The 14,242-nt window shown below is 70.6% G+C and carries 14 protein-coding genes and 1 pseudogene; 7 read left to right on the top strand and 8 right to left on the bottom strand.

The genetic code is table 11. The annotated features are described in order from the left end of the window. Window positions 1-39: 39 nt before the first annotated feature. From ABGB21_RS15330 to ABGB21_RS15295, 8 genes and pseudogenes are all read right to left on the bottom strand, one after another. Window positions 40-648, bottom strand: a pseudogene (locus ABGB21_RS15330) (DivIVA domain-containing protein); the annotation flags it as partial. A 94-nt stretch (window positions 649-742) separates the two neighbouring features. Next, window positions 743-1,879, bottom strand: a complete 1,137-nt coding sequence (gene rlmN, locus ABGB21_RS15325; protein WP_347653872.1) for a 23S rRNA (adenine(2503)-C(2))-methyltransferase RlmN — start codon at window positions 1,877-1,879, stop codon at window positions 743-745. Window positions 1,880-1,981: 102 nt separating this feature from the next. Beyond that, window positions 1,982-3,424, bottom strand: a complete 1,443-nt coding sequence (locus ABGB21_RS15320) for a phosphatidate cytidylyltransferase (protein WP_347678251.1) — start codon at window positions 3,422-3,424, stop codon at window positions 1,982-1,984. After that, the gene (gene frr / locus ABGB21_RS15315; protein ID WP_347653870.1) at window positions 3,424-3,981 is read right to left on the bottom strand and encodes a ribosome recycling factor; all 558 of its coding nucleotides are present in this window, start codon (window positions 3,979-3,981) and stop codon (window positions 3,424-3,426) included. Before frr ends, ABGB21_RS15320 begins: the two co-directional genes overlap by 1 nt. A 46-nt stretch (window positions 3,982-4,027) precedes the next feature. Further along, the gene (gene pyrH / locus ABGB21_RS15310; RefSeq protein WP_347653868.1) at window positions 4,028-4,795 is read right to left on the bottom strand and encodes a UMP kinase; all 768 of its coding nucleotides are present in this window, start codon (window positions 4,793-4,795) and stop codon (window positions 4,028-4,030) included. 168 nt (window positions 4,796-4,963) lie between these two features. Next, window positions 4,964-5,794 carry a translation elongation factor Ts gene (tsf, locus tag ABGB21_RS15305; protein WP_347653867.1) on the bottom strand — a complete coding sequence of 277 codons (831 nt, stop codon included), beginning with the start codon at window positions 5,792-5,794 and terminating at the stop codon, window positions 4,964-4,966. Between the two features lie 141 nt (window positions 5,795-5,935). Beyond that, window positions 5,936-6,787: a 30S ribosomal protein S2 gene (rpsB, locus tag ABGB21_RS15300; protein WP_347653866.1), complete on the bottom strand. Its 852-nt coding sequence runs from the start codon at window positions 6,785-6,787 to the stop codon at window positions 5,936-5,938. A gap of 437 nt (window positions 6,788-7,224) precedes the next feature. Then, window positions 7,225-8,367 (bottom strand): hypothetical protein, encoded by a 1,143-nt coding sequence (locus ABGB21_RS15295; RefSeq protein WP_347653865.1) that lies wholly within the window; start codon window positions 8,365-8,367, stop codon window positions 7,225-7,227. A 219-nt stretch (window positions 8,368-8,586) separates the two neighbouring features. Between ABGB21_RS15295 and ABGB21_RS15290 the strand changes: the two genes are divergently transcribed. The 7 genes from ABGB21_RS15290 to ABGB21_RS15260 all read left to right on the top strand — a co-directional run bounded on the left by ABGB21_RS15290 (window position 8,587) and on the right by ABGB21_RS15260 (window position 14,216). Next, a complete protein-coding gene (locus tag ABGB21_RS15290; RefSeq protein WP_347678249.1) occupies window positions 8,587-9,006 on the top strand; it encodes a helix-turn-helix domain-containing protein in 420 nt (139 codons plus the stop codon). A gap of 132 nt (window positions 9,007-9,138) precedes the next feature. Continuing rightward, window positions 9,139-9,930 (top strand): endonuclease/exonuclease/phosphatase family protein, encoded by a 792-nt coding sequence (locus ABGB21_RS15285; protein ID WP_347653864.1) that lies wholly within the window; start codon window positions 9,139-9,141, stop codon window positions 9,928-9,930. Window positions 9,931-10,064: 134 nt separating this feature from the next. Next, window positions 10,065-10,646 (top strand): TetR family transcriptional regulator, encoded by a 582-nt coding sequence (locus tag ABGB21_RS15280; protein WP_347678247.1) that lies wholly within the window; start codon window positions 10,065-10,067, stop codon window positions 10,644-10,646. 87 nt (window positions 10,647-10,733) lie between these two features. Beyond that, the gene (locus ABGB21_RS15275) at window positions 10,734-12,044 is read left to right on the top strand and encodes an MFS transporter (protein ID WP_347678245.1); all 1,311 of its coding nucleotides are present in this window, start codon (window positions 10,734-10,736) and stop codon (window positions 12,042-12,044) included. A gap of 76 nt (window positions 12,045-12,120) precedes the next feature. Continuing rightward, the gene (locus ABGB21_RS15270) at window positions 12,121-12,882 is read left to right on the top strand and encodes an SDR family oxidoreductase (protein ID WP_347678243.1); all 762 of its coding nucleotides are present in this window, start codon (window positions 12,121-12,123) and stop codon (window positions 12,880-12,882) included. Window positions 12,883-13,154: 272 nt separating this feature from the next. Then, window positions 13,155-13,412 (top strand): hypothetical protein, encoded by a 258-nt coding sequence (locus ABGB21_RS15265; RefSeq protein ID WP_347653860.1) that lies wholly within the window; start codon window positions 13,155-13,157, stop codon window positions 13,410-13,412. Between the two features lie 444 nt (window positions 13,413-13,856). Continuing rightward, window positions 13,857-14,216 (top strand): YraN family protein, encoded by a 360-nt coding sequence (locus ABGB21_RS15260; RefSeq protein WP_347653859.1) that lies wholly within the window; start codon window positions 13,857-13,859, stop codon window positions 14,214-14,216. The last annotated feature ends 26 nt before the right edge of the window (window positions 14,217-14,242 follow it).

Here is a 14,242-nt window from a genome sequence, read left to right as displayed (position 1 = left end):
ACCCCGGGGCGGCTCACCCGCACCACGCTTGGGCTCGAAGCCGCCGAACGTGCTGGTGGGCTCGTCGTACTGGCCGTACCGGTCGCCGGGCGGTCCGACCTGGGCCGGCATCGGCCGAGGCGGCAGTGCACCCAGGGGCAGGCCACGGTCGTCGCGGCTCGGCGGACCCATCCGGTCGGCCGGGCCACCCGGCGGACCGAACCGCTCCGGCGGACCCATCGGCGCCCCCGGACCCATCGGCGTCCCCGGGCCCATCCGGTCCGGCGGGCCGAGTCGGTCCGGCGGGCCCATCCGGTCCGGCGGGCCCATCCGGTCGGGCGGGCCCATCCGGTCGGGCGGGCCAAGTCGATCGGGCAGCGCGCCGCGGTCGTTCATCCGGGACTCGCCACCCCGGGCGCCGCCGCCCCGCTCCTCCAACTCGGCGATCTGCCGTTCGACCCGGTCGAGGTGCAGGTCCACCTGCCACTCGTCATAGCCGCCGAAGCGCACCCGGAAGACGACGTCGTGCACCTCCTGAGAGGCGACGGGTGCCCCGATGGGCTCACCGGCGAGCGTGGCCTCGACACGGTCCAGAAACGAGTCCACCTCTTCGACCTTGTAGCCCCGCCGGAGCGCCTTGCGCCGGAAACGCTGACCCTGACTCGCCACTATGTCTCCTGGTTCGCTCGCTTCACTCGCTATGCCGTCCCGCTGCGCGGGTCGGCGCCGCGAGTCGCACTGTAAAGCCCAATGCCCCGTTCGATCACTGCGTCACCGCCGCGGCGGCCAGCTGGCCGCAGGCGCCGTCGATGTCACGCCCCCGGGTGTCCCGGACCGTGGTCGAGACCCCCGCCGCGCGAAGGCGTCGAACGAACTCCCGCTCGACCGGCTTCGGGCTCGCGTCCCAACGGCTGCCCGGGGTCGGGTTGAGCGGGATCAGATTCACGTGGGTCAGCCGACCGGCCAGCAGGCGACCGAGCAGGTCGGCCCGCCACGGCTGATCGTTCACATCTCTGATCATCGCGTATTCGATGGACACGCGGCGCCCCGTACGCTCCGCGTAGTTCCACGCGGCGTCCAGCACCTCGGCCACCTTCCACCGCTGGTTGACCGGGACCAGTTCGTCGCGCAGCTCATCATCGGGCGCATGCAGCGACAACGCAAGGGTCACCGACAGCCCCTCCTCGGCCAGCCGTCGCATGGCGGGGACCAGGCCGACCGTGGAGAGCGTGATGTGGCGCTGGGAGAGACCGAGCCCTTCCGGGGCGGGGGCGGTCAACCGCCGGACCGCCGCGATGACCCGGGAATAGTTGGCCAGCGGCTCGCCCATGCCCATGAAGACCACGTGGGACAGCCGGGGCGGGGAGCCGGCGATCGCGCCGGAGGCGGTCACGCCGGCAAGGTGGACCGCCTGGTCGACGATCTCCGCGGTGGAGAGGTTGCGGGTCAGGCCGGCCTGCCCGGTGGCGCAGAACGGGCACGCCATCCCGCAGCCCGCCTGGCTGGAGATACAGACGGTGACCCGGTCCGGGTAGCCCATCAGGACGCTCTCCACCATCGACCCGTCGTGCAGCCGCCACAGCGCCTTGCGGGTGGCGCCGTCGTCGGTGGCGACCTCGCGGACCGGGGTGAGAAGGTTCGGCAGCATCGCCTCGGCGAGCCGTTCCCGGGTGGCCGCCGGCAGGTCCGTCATCTGTGCCGGGTCCCGCACCAGCCGGCCGAAGTAGTGGGTCGACATCTGCCGGGCCCGGAACGCCGGCTCGCCGAGCTCGGCGACGAGGGCCTGGCGGCCCGCCAGGTCAAGGTCGGCGAGATGCCGGGGTGGCAGGGCGGCGCGGCGCGACGGAGTGGACCCGACCTGGGTCTCGGCGGCGATCTGGATCAAGGGCAGGCTCGTCATGGCCTGTCCAGTCTCCCACGTCCGCGCGACAACGCACCTGGCCGGAGGTGCCGAACCCGCGTGGTCAGCCGGTGGAGACGCGGGAAAACGCTCACGTGACGTTCATCCCATCGGAGCCATGAGCGCCAGGAGCAGGTAGCCGGTCGGCACCGCGAACAGGATCGAGTCGAGCCGGTCCATCAGGCCGCCGTGTCCCGGCAGCAGGTTGCTCATGTCCTTGATCTTCAGATCGCGCTTGATCATCGACTCGGCGAGGTCACCGAGAACCGCCGCCACCGAGACGGCGAGGCCGAACAACGCCCCCCACCAGGGTGCGACGTCCAGCAGGAGCCACAACAACAGCGCGCTACCGAGCGCCGCCGCCGTCACCGAGCCGGCGAACCCCTCCCAGGACTTTTTCGGGCTCACCGAAGGGGCCATCGGGTGCTTCCCGAACGCGACCCCGGCGGCGTACCCGCCGGTGTCGGAGAGCACCACGGCGACCAGGGTGACCAGGACGCGCAGGTGACCGTCGCCCGGTGCGGCGGCCAACAGCGCCGCGAAGCCGCCGAGGAACGGCACGTACACGGCGATGAGGGTGGCGGCGGTCATGTCCCGCTGGTAGCCGGCCGGGCCGTCGCCGAGCCGCCAGACCAGCGTCGCCAGCACCGTCACCAGCAGACCGAGACTGAGCGCGTCGGGCCCGGCCCACCAGGCCAGCCCGACCATCAGCAACCCGCCGGCGACCAGCGGCACGAACGGCGGGTGGGCGCCGTTGGCGCGTACCGCCCGGGTCATCTCCCAGATGCCGACCGCGATCGCGGCGGCGATCACGGCGAGGAAGGCCGGGCGGAACAGAAAGAGGGGTACGACGATCGCCGCGCCCAGGCCGAGTCCGACGCCGATCGCAGCCGGCAGGTTACGACCGGCCCGCCCGGTCCCGGCCGGTTTCCCGGCACGTGTCGCGCGGCGGCGTCCGGGGCCGCGCCGGCGCGGTGGCGACTGCTCCGGGTCACCGTCGTCCACCCGTACCTCCGAACCGGCCCTCGGCTCGGGACCGTCCGTCCGACCGGGGCCCGTTTCCAGGCCCGGAACGCCCCGCGGATCCGGGCCGGTCTCCGGCACCGGCCCGACCCGCGGCCAACCGACCGGGTTGGTCGGGGCGTCCGCGACGTCGTCGGGGTCCGGGTACGCCGGCCCACCGTCCACCCGGTCCCGCGCCCACGGTCCGGGCTCCGGGTCGAGGTCGTGGTGTCCGTTGTGCTGAGCCGCGCCGCGCCCCGCCCCGGGACGTCCGGCCGGCGCGTACAGGTCCGGCGGCAGGTACGACTCCGTGGGAACGGCAGGCTCGTGCTGGTCCGGGTATGCCGGCACCGGCGGATAGGTGTCGGGCGCGACACCGGTGTGCCGCGCCCGAACCAGGGTGTCATCGTCACCGGCTGGCCACGGCCGGCCCGGCGGGACGTCCCGCCGCTCGGGGCCACGGGTCCGTTCGGTGCCGCGCGGCTGCTCCGGCCGCTGCCAGCCACGCGGCTCCGTGCCGCCGTACGGGTCGACGTGGGACATCAGACCTCGAGCAACTCTGCTTCCTTGTGTTTCACCAGCTCGTCGACGTGCGCGACGTACCTCTGGGTGAGGTCGTCCAGCTCCTTCTCGGCGCGCCGGCCGTCGTCCTCGCCGGCCTCGCCGTCCTTGACGATCCGGTCGAGCTCCTCCTTGGCGCGGCGGCGGACGTTACGGATCGCCACCTTGGCTTCCTCGGCCTTGTGCCGGGCCACCTTGATCATGTCCCGGCGGCGTTCCTCGGTCATCTGCGGCAGCAGGATCCGCAACTGGTTGCCCTCGTTGCTCGGGTTGACCCCGAGGTCGGAGTCGCGGATCGCCTTTTCCATCGCGTGCAGCTGCGACGCGTCGTACGGCTTGATGATCGCCATCCGCGGCTCGGGCACCCCGACGGAGGCCATCTGGGTGAGCGGCGTGGGGCTACCGTAGTAGTCGATGATGATCTTGGAGAACATGGCCGGAGTGGCACGCCCGGTGCGGATCGCGCCAAACTCCTCCTTGGCGTGCTCGACCGCGCGCTCCATCTTCTCCTCGGCCTCGAGGAGGGTGTCGTCGATCACCTGCTCCTTCGCCTCCTTCTGCTGGATGGTGCTTCGATAAAACGGCTCACGCCGTGATCAGGGTCCCGATACGCTCGCCACCGACGGCCCGGATGATGGTGTCGTCGCCCTCGGCGCCGAAGACCAGCATCGGCAGGCCGTTCTCCTCGCAGAGGCTGAACGCCGCCGCGTCCGCGACCCGCAGCCCACGACGCAGCACGTCGGAGAAGGTGATCTGGTCCAGCTTGCTGGCGGTGGGGTCGGTACGCGGATCGGCGGTGTACACACCGTCGACGCCGTTCTTGCTCATCAGTACCACGTCGGCGTGGATCTCCAACGCCCGCTGCGCCGCCACCGTGTCGGTGGAGAAGTACGGCATACCGGCACCGGCGCCGAAGATCACCACGCGACCCTTCTCCAGGTGCCGGATGGCCCGCAGCGGAATGTACGGCTCGGCGACCTGGGCCATCGTGATCGCGGTCTGCACCCGCGTCTCGATGCCCTCCTTCTCCAGGAAGTCCTGCAGCGCCAGGCAGTTCATCACGGTGCCGAGCATCCCCATGTAGTCGGCCCGAGCCCGGTCCATCCCGCGCTTCTGCAGCTCCGCGCCGCGGAAGAAGTTGCCGCCGCCGACCACCACCGACACCTGCACGCCCCGGCGCACCACGGTGGCGATCTGCCGCGCGATCGCCTGGACCACGTCGGGGTCGACCCCGATCGCACCGCCGCCGAACACCTCTCCGGAGAGTTTCAGCACCACCCGACGGGCCCGCCCAGGAGGCGGTGCCGTGGGGTCGTCCGTCGCCGAGGTCCGGTCACTCACAACCTGCGTCATCCGACCCGCCTTCCCACGCCGCAACCCGGCGCCACGTCACCCAACTGCCGCTGCTGACCCTACGTGACAAGGAGGCCGCGGTGCCTGTCACGTACACCAGCGGCCTCCTCTTGCCTGCTACACCCCGTCGACGCCCGGGTCAGGGCATCGACGGGGAAACGATACGACTCAGGCCTGCCCGACCTCGTACCGGACGAACCGGGTGACCTCGATGCCAGCCTCGGCGAGGACCTGCTTGACCGACTTCTTGTTGTCGGCGACCGACGCCTGCTCGATCAGGACGTAGTCCTTGAAGAAGGCGTTGACCCGACCCTCGATGATCTTGGGCAGCGCCGCCTCCGGCTTGCCCTCCTCACGGGCGGTCTGCTCCGCGATGTGCCGCTCCGAGGCCACCGTCTCGGCCGGAACCTCGTCGCGGTTGACGAACTTCGGCCGCATCGCGGCGATCTGCATCGCCACCCCGCGGGCGTCGGCGTCGGCCGCCTCGTCCGACTTGCCGGTGTACTCCACCAGCACCCCGACCTGCGGCGGCAGGTCCTGCGCCTTGCGGTGCAGGTAGACCGAGACCGTGCCGTCGAGCTTCGCGAAGCGGTTCAGTACCAGCTTCTCGCCGATCTTGGCCGACTGCTCCTGGACCGCGTCCGCGACCGTACGGCCGTCCGGCAGGGTGGTGCCGAGCAGCGCCTCCGCGTCGGCGACCCCGGACCGCTCCCCGTGCTCGACGAGCAGCTGGGCGAACGCGATGAAGTCGGCGTTCTTGGCGACGAAGTCGGTCTCGCAGTTGAGCTCGAGCAGGGCCTTGCCCGAGTGGGCCACCAACCCGTTGGCGGCGGTCCGGCCGGCCCGCTTGCCGACATCCTTGGCACCCTTGATACGCAGGATCTCGACGGCCTTGTCGAAGTCGCCCTCGGCGTCGGTGAGGGCCTTCTTGCAGTCCATCATGCCGGCGCCGGTGAGGTCCCGGAGCTTCTTGACGTCCGCGGCGGTGAAGTTGGACATGACTCTCTCTTCGATGTGTAACGCGGCTGATTCGGTGGTCTTCTGCGGTTCACCCGAACGGGACTACCCCGATGCGGGGCCGTCGTGCCTGTCACCCGGCCGGGGTGCCGCCGCAGCGCGACGGCACCCCGGCCGGGTAGGTCACTCGGCGGCGGCGGAAGCCGGCTCGCCGGCCTTCTGCTCCGAGTCGACGGCGGCCTTCTTCTCGGTGTCCTCGATCAGCTCGCGCTCCCACTCGGCGAGCGGCTCGTCCGCGCCGACCACGCCCGGCTCGGGCTTCTCGTCGGTGCCCCGACGCTTGCCGGAGCGGGCGATCAGGCCGTCACCGACCGCCGACGCGATGACCTTGGTCAGCAGCTCGGCGGAGCGGATCGCGTCGTCGTTGCCCGGGATGGGGAAGTCGACCTCGTCCGGGTCGCAGTTGGTGTCGAGCACCGCGATCACCGGGATGCCCAGCTTGCGGGCCTCGTCGACGGCGATGTGCTCCTTCTTCGTGTCGACCACCCAGATCGCGGCCGGCACCTTCTGCATGTCCCGCAGGCCCCCGAGGGTGCGGGTCAGCTTGATCTTCTCGCGGGAGAGCTGCAGGGTCTCCTTCTTGGTGTACCCGGCGGCGGTGCCGCTCAGGTCACCGAGGGCCTCCAGCTCCTTCATCCGCTGCAGACGCTTGTAGACCGTCTGGAAGTTGGTCAGCATGCCACCGAGCCAGCGGTGGTTGACGTACGGCTGGCCGACCCGGGTCGCCTGCTCGGCGATGGCCTCCTGGGCCTGCTTCTTGGTGCCGACGAACAGGATGCTGCCGCCCTCGGCGACGGTGTTGCGGACGAACTCGTACGCCTTCTCGATGTAGTCGAGGGTCTGGCGCAGGTCGATGATGTAGATGCCGTTGCGCTCCGTCATGATGAAGCGCTTCATCTTCGGGTTCCAGCGCCGGGTCTGGTGCCCGAAGTGGACACCACTCTCCAGCAGCTGACGCATGGTCACGACGGCCATGGTGGGGTACTCCTCAAGATCCCTGGTTGTCACGCCCGGCCGGTAGCCGGGCGTCCTGGTGCCTGGTCGCCGGCCATGACGGACCCGATCAAGATCGGGACCAGGGGGCCGTCGCCCCACGGACAGACCGTGGAGAGGGCACGCGAGGTCGACCGCGCAGGGCGGTCGCCAGTGGTCAAGTGTACGCCTCGTCCCGTTCCGCGGCGCGCAAACCCCCGCCGCCCGCCCACCACCACCAACGCCCACCTGAACGGACCTGGACATCCGCCGCCGGAAGGGCGGTGACGGTGACGATCCACCGCCCCGCCGTGACCGGCACGGAACCGGACATCCGCCACGTACCGCCGGTGACGGTGACGACCGACCACGTCCCCGGCACCGCCGGTACGGCCCCGCCCGGCGGGCCGCCAGCCCTGCTCAGCCGGCGGCCAGCCCGCTCAACCGGCCGCCAGCCCCGCCGCCAGGAAGAGCACGAGACCGACGGTGAGGTATCCGGTCGGCGGGCGGAGCCAGACCCGGGCCGGATCCCCGAAGGCCGCGGCGCTGGTCGCCAGGCCGTACAGCCCGGTGGCGAAGGCCGGAATGCCCAGTGCCAGGAAGGTGCCCGCGAGGACCGCCGAGGCGGAGACCGGGTCGCCCACCATGCCGCTGGCCAGGACCCGCAGGGCCGGCACCTCGAAGACCAGGGTGAGGATCGCCAGGACCACCGCCAGGGCGGGGCGGCGACTCCGGTAGATCCCGTCACCCGCACTCGCCCCGGGCATCGCCGGGGACACCGGTACGTCGGGGCGCCGCAGTGCCGCCCGGTCGAGCGGCTCGGTGTGGTGCCGCCCCGGTCCGGCGCCCGGCGGCACGTCGTACCCGGCCCGGGAGTCGACCTGCGGCAGGAGTCCGGTGGGCTCCTGCACCGACGCCGGCTGTTCCGGGCCGGGTGAGGTCGGCACGGGACCAGGTTCCGGCAAGTCGCCACCGGGGCCGGGAACGTCGTACGCCGGCCCGTCACGGTGCTCCGCGCCCCCGTGAGCCGGGGTGGTGCCGTGCCTCGGACGCCCGCCGTCCTGCATTGTCGGTGCCGGACCGGGCACCGCCGGTTCCACGTCGCGCGGCGCCGGTTCGGGACCGCCGAACGCCGGTTCGGCACTCCGTCCCGACACCTCACCTCCGCGCCCGGACCCGTCGGTCCCACGCACCGGCTGCACGATCGGGTAGCCGCCGAACGGGGAGCGTGCCGCATCCGGCTCGCCCGGCACCGCACCGCCCACCGTCGTACGGGTGTCCGCGCCGGCCCCGGCCGGCGAGGCGACCCGGAACTGCTCGGTACCCGCCATCTCCCACGGCCGCGACGGGTGGCCGTCCTCCGCGGTCAACGGGCCCGGCGCGTAGCCGGGCGGCGGCACCTCGTATCCCGGCGTGAGCGGGTCCCGCGCCGGGACGTCCGGTTCCGCCGGGCGGAAACCGGCATAGCTGTTCCGGTACGACTCCTCCGCCGTCGTACCCCGCCACCTCGAGTCGGTGTAGCCCGGTTCGTCGACCTGCCAGCCACCCGCCTGATCCCCTGGAAAGCCGCGTTGTTGATCCACGGCCAGGGACCGTATGTGACCTGCTCCGGAATCCGCCACCTCGCTGACCCGGATGCCGGCTTAACTGCTGCTATTCGCCGTTGATCGGCCTTGTTGGGGATTTTCCGGTAATGGTGGCCGACAGTTCCACCGAGGTACGGGAGGCGTCCCGCCCGGAATCGCGCCGCTACAGAGGTTGAAAGGCTGACGTCGTTCGACGTGTCTGCGTGATCTTCGTCGATGGTTTGGGAGTTCGAGGTGATGAGGCATCCGGCTGGTGGTGGCATGAACGCGGCGGCCCGGGCCCGGCGTGAGGAGGTCCTGAGCCAGGCCGCGACGATGCTCGAAGAGTCCAAACCAACAACGCAGATCGCTTCTGAGCTGCGGGGCTCCGAGAAGTCCGTCCGTGAGTGGCGACGTAGATGGGCAGCCGGCGGAACGAACGCCCTGGCGTCGACCGGGCCGGGCGGCTCGGACTGCAAACTCTCCCCCGAGCAGCGCAAAGAACTCACGAGAACCCTCGATGAAGGTCCTCTGGCCCACGGCTGGGAGGACGCCCGCTGGACCCTGGCCCGGGTCGCCGAGGTCATCGAACGCCGCTTCGCGGTCGGCTACACCCTGCGCGGGGTGTCCTATCTACTGCACTTGCCGGAGCCCTGACGCTGTGACACCGCGTGCGCCGGGCGGCGCACCCGTCCGGATCGCCGCACCTCCGGCCGCTTAGGATCGAATTCCTCCAAGCATGGTCGGTCGGCGGGTGGACGCCGAGTCAGACATGGCAGGTGTGTCGTTTTGCGGATCGCAAGTGTGAACGCCTGGGGTGGCGCGTTGTGCGACGAACTCGTCAAGTGGCTGCCCGACAGTGGGGCGGACATCGTCTGCTTGCAGGAAGTCACCCGGACTCCCGGCCTGGCCGGGTGGACCCGCTTCGAAGACGGCGAACGGGTCCTGCCCCAGCGGGCCGACCTGTTCGACGATGTGCGCATCGCGTTGCCGCACCATCAGGCGATCTTCCTGGCCGGCGACTCAGGACCCGTATATGACGACGAGGGTGGCCGGCATCGACAGGACTTCGGTCTCGCGACCTTCGTCGCCGAGCATCTGCCGGTCACTGGTGTCGATTCCGCCTTCGTGCACGGTCAGTTCGTCGACCATGACGCGTGGATCTCGGACCGTCCACGCATCGCGCTCGCGGCGCGCACCGTCGACCGCGCCACCGGCCGGTCGGTGTGGGTGGTGCAGGTACACGGATTACGCGATCCGGCCGGCAAGGCAGACACCCCGGCGCGGCTGCGCCAGGCAGAGCGACTCGCGGAACTCGTCAACCGGGTACGCGGTCCAGAGGACCTGGTGGTGGTCTGCGGTGACTTCAACCTGCTGCCCGGCAGTGAGACGTTCGACGTGCTGGCCGCGATCGGCCTGACCGACCTGGTGGGCCCGGCCGACACACGGACGTCTCATTACCCTAAACCGGTGCGGCACGCGAGCTACCTGCTCGTCTCCGATGTTGCCGCCGTCAAGCGGTTCGAGGTCCTGACTGAGCCGGAGGTTTCCGACCACCGTGCCCTGATCCTCGACATCTAGCTCCGGGTGGGGCTGGGCTCGTCGCGGGCACGTACGAATCTACCGGCGACCCCACCAGGCCACCATCACCATGATCGGGTTCGACAGCCACCGCATATTTGACCGATCGGTCCAGATGCTTTACCGTCGGGATCATGGCAAGGGCCAAGGAGTTCGATCCGGACACGGTGCTACAGCAGGCGTTGGAGCTGTTCTGGCGGCGCGGGTACGAGGCGACGTCGATGGCGGACCTGGTGGAGCATCTGGGAATCGCCAAGGCGAGCATCTATGCGACCTTCGGCAACAAGCAGGAGTTCTACGCCAAGGCGCTGCGACGCTACCTGGACACCACCGATCCGCGGATCATGGCCGAACTGTCGCAGCCCGGACCGGTGCTGCCAGCCGTGAAATCGCTGGTGGAGCGCTATGTGACCGAGGCGGCCGAGGATGACCAGCAGCTGGGCTGCATGGTGGTCAACAGCGCAGTGGAGTTGGCCGCCCGCGACCCCGGGGTGGCACGGCTGGTCGAGGCGAGCTGGGCGCACCTGGAGACGGCACTGACCTCAGCGTTGATGCGGGCCAAGGCGCAGGGTGAGCTGTCCGCGGACGCGGATCCGCAGGCCCTGGCGCGGTTCCTACTGGTGTTCTTCCAGGGCGTGCGGGTGCTCGAACGCACCCTCGACGCCGGGATCCGACTGCGCGACGCGGCCGCAGTAGCGCTCTCGGCGCTGCGCTGACCGCTACCACTGCGCTCCTCTGCGGGCGCACCCGCTTCGGACTACATTCGAGACTGATTGTTCTAGAAAGATGGGGGTGTCATGAGCGTGCCGGCGACCCCGGCGACGGTGACTGGAGCGCACCGGGCCGGCGGGTTCGCGGCGTTGGCAGCGGTGCAGGTAACGATGATCTCCTCTATCACGATGGTGACGGTGGCGTTGCCGGTGCTACGGGTGCAATGGGGGTTAGGTTCGTCGGCACTGGTGCTGGTATCGACCGCCTACAGCGTGGCGTTCGGTGCGTTGCTGCTGGTCGCGGGGCGTGCTGGCGATAGGGTCGGGCATCGCAGGCTGTTGCTGGGAGCGTTGGCGATGTTCGTGGTGGCATCGCTGGCGGCGGCGGTCGCGCCGGGGCTGGTGGTGCTGATCGCGGCGCGATTCGTGCAGGGGGTGGGGGCGGCGTTCGCTGTCCCGGCGGCGATGGTGCTGATCCCGGCGGTTGTTCCCGCGCAGCGGCGGCAGCGGGCAACAGCGGTGTGGGGGGTGCTGGCGGTGACCGGCGCTGGTGCCGGCACGGTGGCCTCCGGGCTGGTGGTGCAATGGGGGTCGTGGCGGTGGCTGTTCGCTGCGCCGGCCCTGGTCGCGCTGGCAGCGGCCGTCGTCATCGCCCAGCGGGTGCCGGTGTTGCCGGCGGCGGGGACAGCGCGGACCAGGGTAGCCACGGCGACGTTGCTGGTCGCCGGGCTGACAGCGCTGATCGGCGGGCTCGCTGTGGGATGGCTGCCCGTGACCGGTATCGGGCTGGCGCTACTGGCCGGGTTCGCGGTGACTCAGCGCCGCGCCGGTGGCGCGCGGTTGTGGCCGAGACTGTCCGTGTCGGCGACGTCGGGGCTGGCGGCGATCCTGCTCGCCGCGGGCGCGATGGCCTCGCTGTACTACCTGTTGACCCTGCGCCTGGCTGCGACCGGGCACGGCCCGGCCGCGATCTCGCTGCGGTTCCTGGCCCCGGCCACGGCGGTGCTCGCCGCCGGGCCACTCGCGGTACGGCTGCTGGCCCGCTACCGGGCATCCCGCGTGCTGGGGACCGGGCTCACCGTCGCAGCCACCGGACTGCTGCTGGTCAACGCGTCGCTGTCTGCACCCGCCCTCCAACTGTTCGGGCTGCTGACGTTCCCGGTGGGGATCGGAGTGACGCTGTCGGCGGCCACGGTGACCATCATGGGCGCGGCGACAGACGCCGACCGCGGACTGCTGGCCGGGGTGACCAATACCGCCATGGAGATCGGTCCGCCGCTGGTGCTGGCCCTGGTCGCACCCCTGGCCGATACCCACGGCGACCGCACCAGCATCCTCAGCCTGACCGCAGCTCTGGCACTCACCGCACCGCTGGCTCTACTCACACGCCCCGCCCGCCGGTAGAGCGTTCGGCCCGCGACACGGATCCCGACCATCCATTCCTGTCCGACCATTGCGAAGTACATCAAGGGAACCTGACATGAGCGCGCGTTTCGACAACAAGATTGTGCTGATCACCGGAGGCGCCGGCGTGATCGCCGGATTCACGGCGCAAGCCTTCGCCGACCGTGGCGCCACCGTGGTGCTGGCTGACCGCAACCCCGACAAGCTCGCCGCAGCCGCAGCCCGTCTGCGACCAGGCTGCGGCAAGATCGACTGGGTGAATGCCGATGTCACCGACAGCAGCCAGGTCGCGGCCATGGTCGCCGAGGTCGTGCGTCGCCACGGCGGGTTGGACGTGGCGTTCAACAGTGCCGGGACCTTCGGCAGGGGCGCGCCGGTCGCCGACCTCGATGAGGACACCTGGTCGGCGGTGCTCAACGTCAACCTGACCGGGGTGTTCCTGACGATGAAGCACGAAATCGCTTACATGCGCACTCAAGGCAGCGGCGTCATCGTCAACATGGCCTCCAACATCGGCGCCCACGGCCGCCGACCTGGCCTGGCCGCCTACGCCGCATCCAAGGCTGCGGTCAGCGTGCTGACCCAGACCGCCGCCCGCGACCACATCGGCGACGGCATCCGCATCAACGCCGTCAGCCCTGGCGCCAGCGACACCCCCATGTCCTACCGGCCAGGGGAAACCCAGGCCGACCGCGACGCCCGTGTCAAGGTCGCCGTCCCCGCCGGACGTGTCAGCGACCCGGCCGAGGTCGCCGCTGCCGTGCTCTGGCTGGCCTCCGACGAATCCAGCTTCGTCGTAGGCCACGACCTCGTCGTCGACGGCGGTGCCACCGCCTGACGCACACCGCTACCGCTGCGGGCCCCAAGTTCCGCAACGGCACCGGGGCACCGCCGGCCCTGACGGACACCACCACCTGGGCGACACCGAATGGCGCGACCTGGACGCCGCCGTGCGCTCCGCCACGGCCTGCGGCGCCGACGGCGTCGTTCTCATCGGGTGGCCGATGGACGGCTGCATGATCGACAACTACCTGCACCGCGCCGCCGACGTCACACCGGTACGGGCGGTGGTCCTCGGCTCCCCGATGTTCGGCTGGCGCGACTCCATCGATGGCCAGATCCGCCGGCTTGCACATGCCGGGCTGGTTCACACACATCCTGGTGTGGATCGTCGAGCACAAGGCGCGGCTGCGACTGACCGACCTCGGCCACGCCGACCGGGCCGACGCACGTACCGTCCCGACGTTGCTGTTCCACGGCACGGCGGACGTACTCGTGCCGGCCCGATCGAGCGACCAGTTCGCCCGCTCCCGACCGGACCTCGTCGAGTACCACCGGGTCGACGGAGCCGCGCACACCGAGGCGTGAAACGCCGACCCGGACCGGTACACCGGCGTGCTCCGCTCGTTCCTGATTCGGACCATCGACACGCCATGACCAAGGTGTGCCGGCAGACAGGTCCGGTCGCGGGGCCGTTGCATGGGTGGGTCCGTAGCCGGCGGGAGGTCGGAAGCCGGTTCGCAGCCGCTGCAGCCCTCGTACTCCTCCACGTCGACCAGCGCCCACACCGTATGACAACACTCCGTGATCAACACCTTGCCTGCCAGCAACAGACCGATCTCCTCGCCGGCTTCTTCGCCAACACCGGCATGACCCTCGACTCCGCACCACCGTGACGACCCGAACCTCAGCCTCTCAACCCCTGTAGCACGGCGCCACCATGATCGTCCGGCTGTCCACAGCATCCCCGGATATCCACAGTTCCGCCGGTCGGGGTTGCCCGGCCGGCGGAACGTCGGCACGGTCGGCGCCATGAGTGGGCTCAGGCAGGCCGTCGGCGCGTACGGGGAGCGCTGTGCGGTACGACATCTCGTCGAGGCCGGACTGCGGGTGGTCGCCCGGAACTGGCGGTGCGCGTACGGCGAGGTCGACATCATCGCCTGGGACGGCGAGGTGATCGCCTTCTGCGAGGTCAAGACCCGTCGGGGCGACACCTTCGGCACCCCCGCCGAGGCGGTGACCCCGGCGAAGGTACGCCGCCTGCGTCGGTTGGCCGCCGAGTGGTTGCGGACCAGCGGCATCCACGCGGAACAGATCCGCTTCGACATCGTCGAGGTCCGTCCGGCTCGCACCGGGGCCGCCCGGGTCACCCACATCAGGTCGGCCTTCTGAGCCCGACCGGAAGCGGCCGACGCGAC

Source organism: Plantactinospora sp. B24E8 (assembly GCF_039871735.1).
Lineage (GTDB): Bacteria > Actinomycetota > Actinomycetes > Mycobacteriales > Micromonosporaceae > Plantactinospora.
This window is presented reverse-complemented; position numbering and strand designations above follow the sequence as displayed.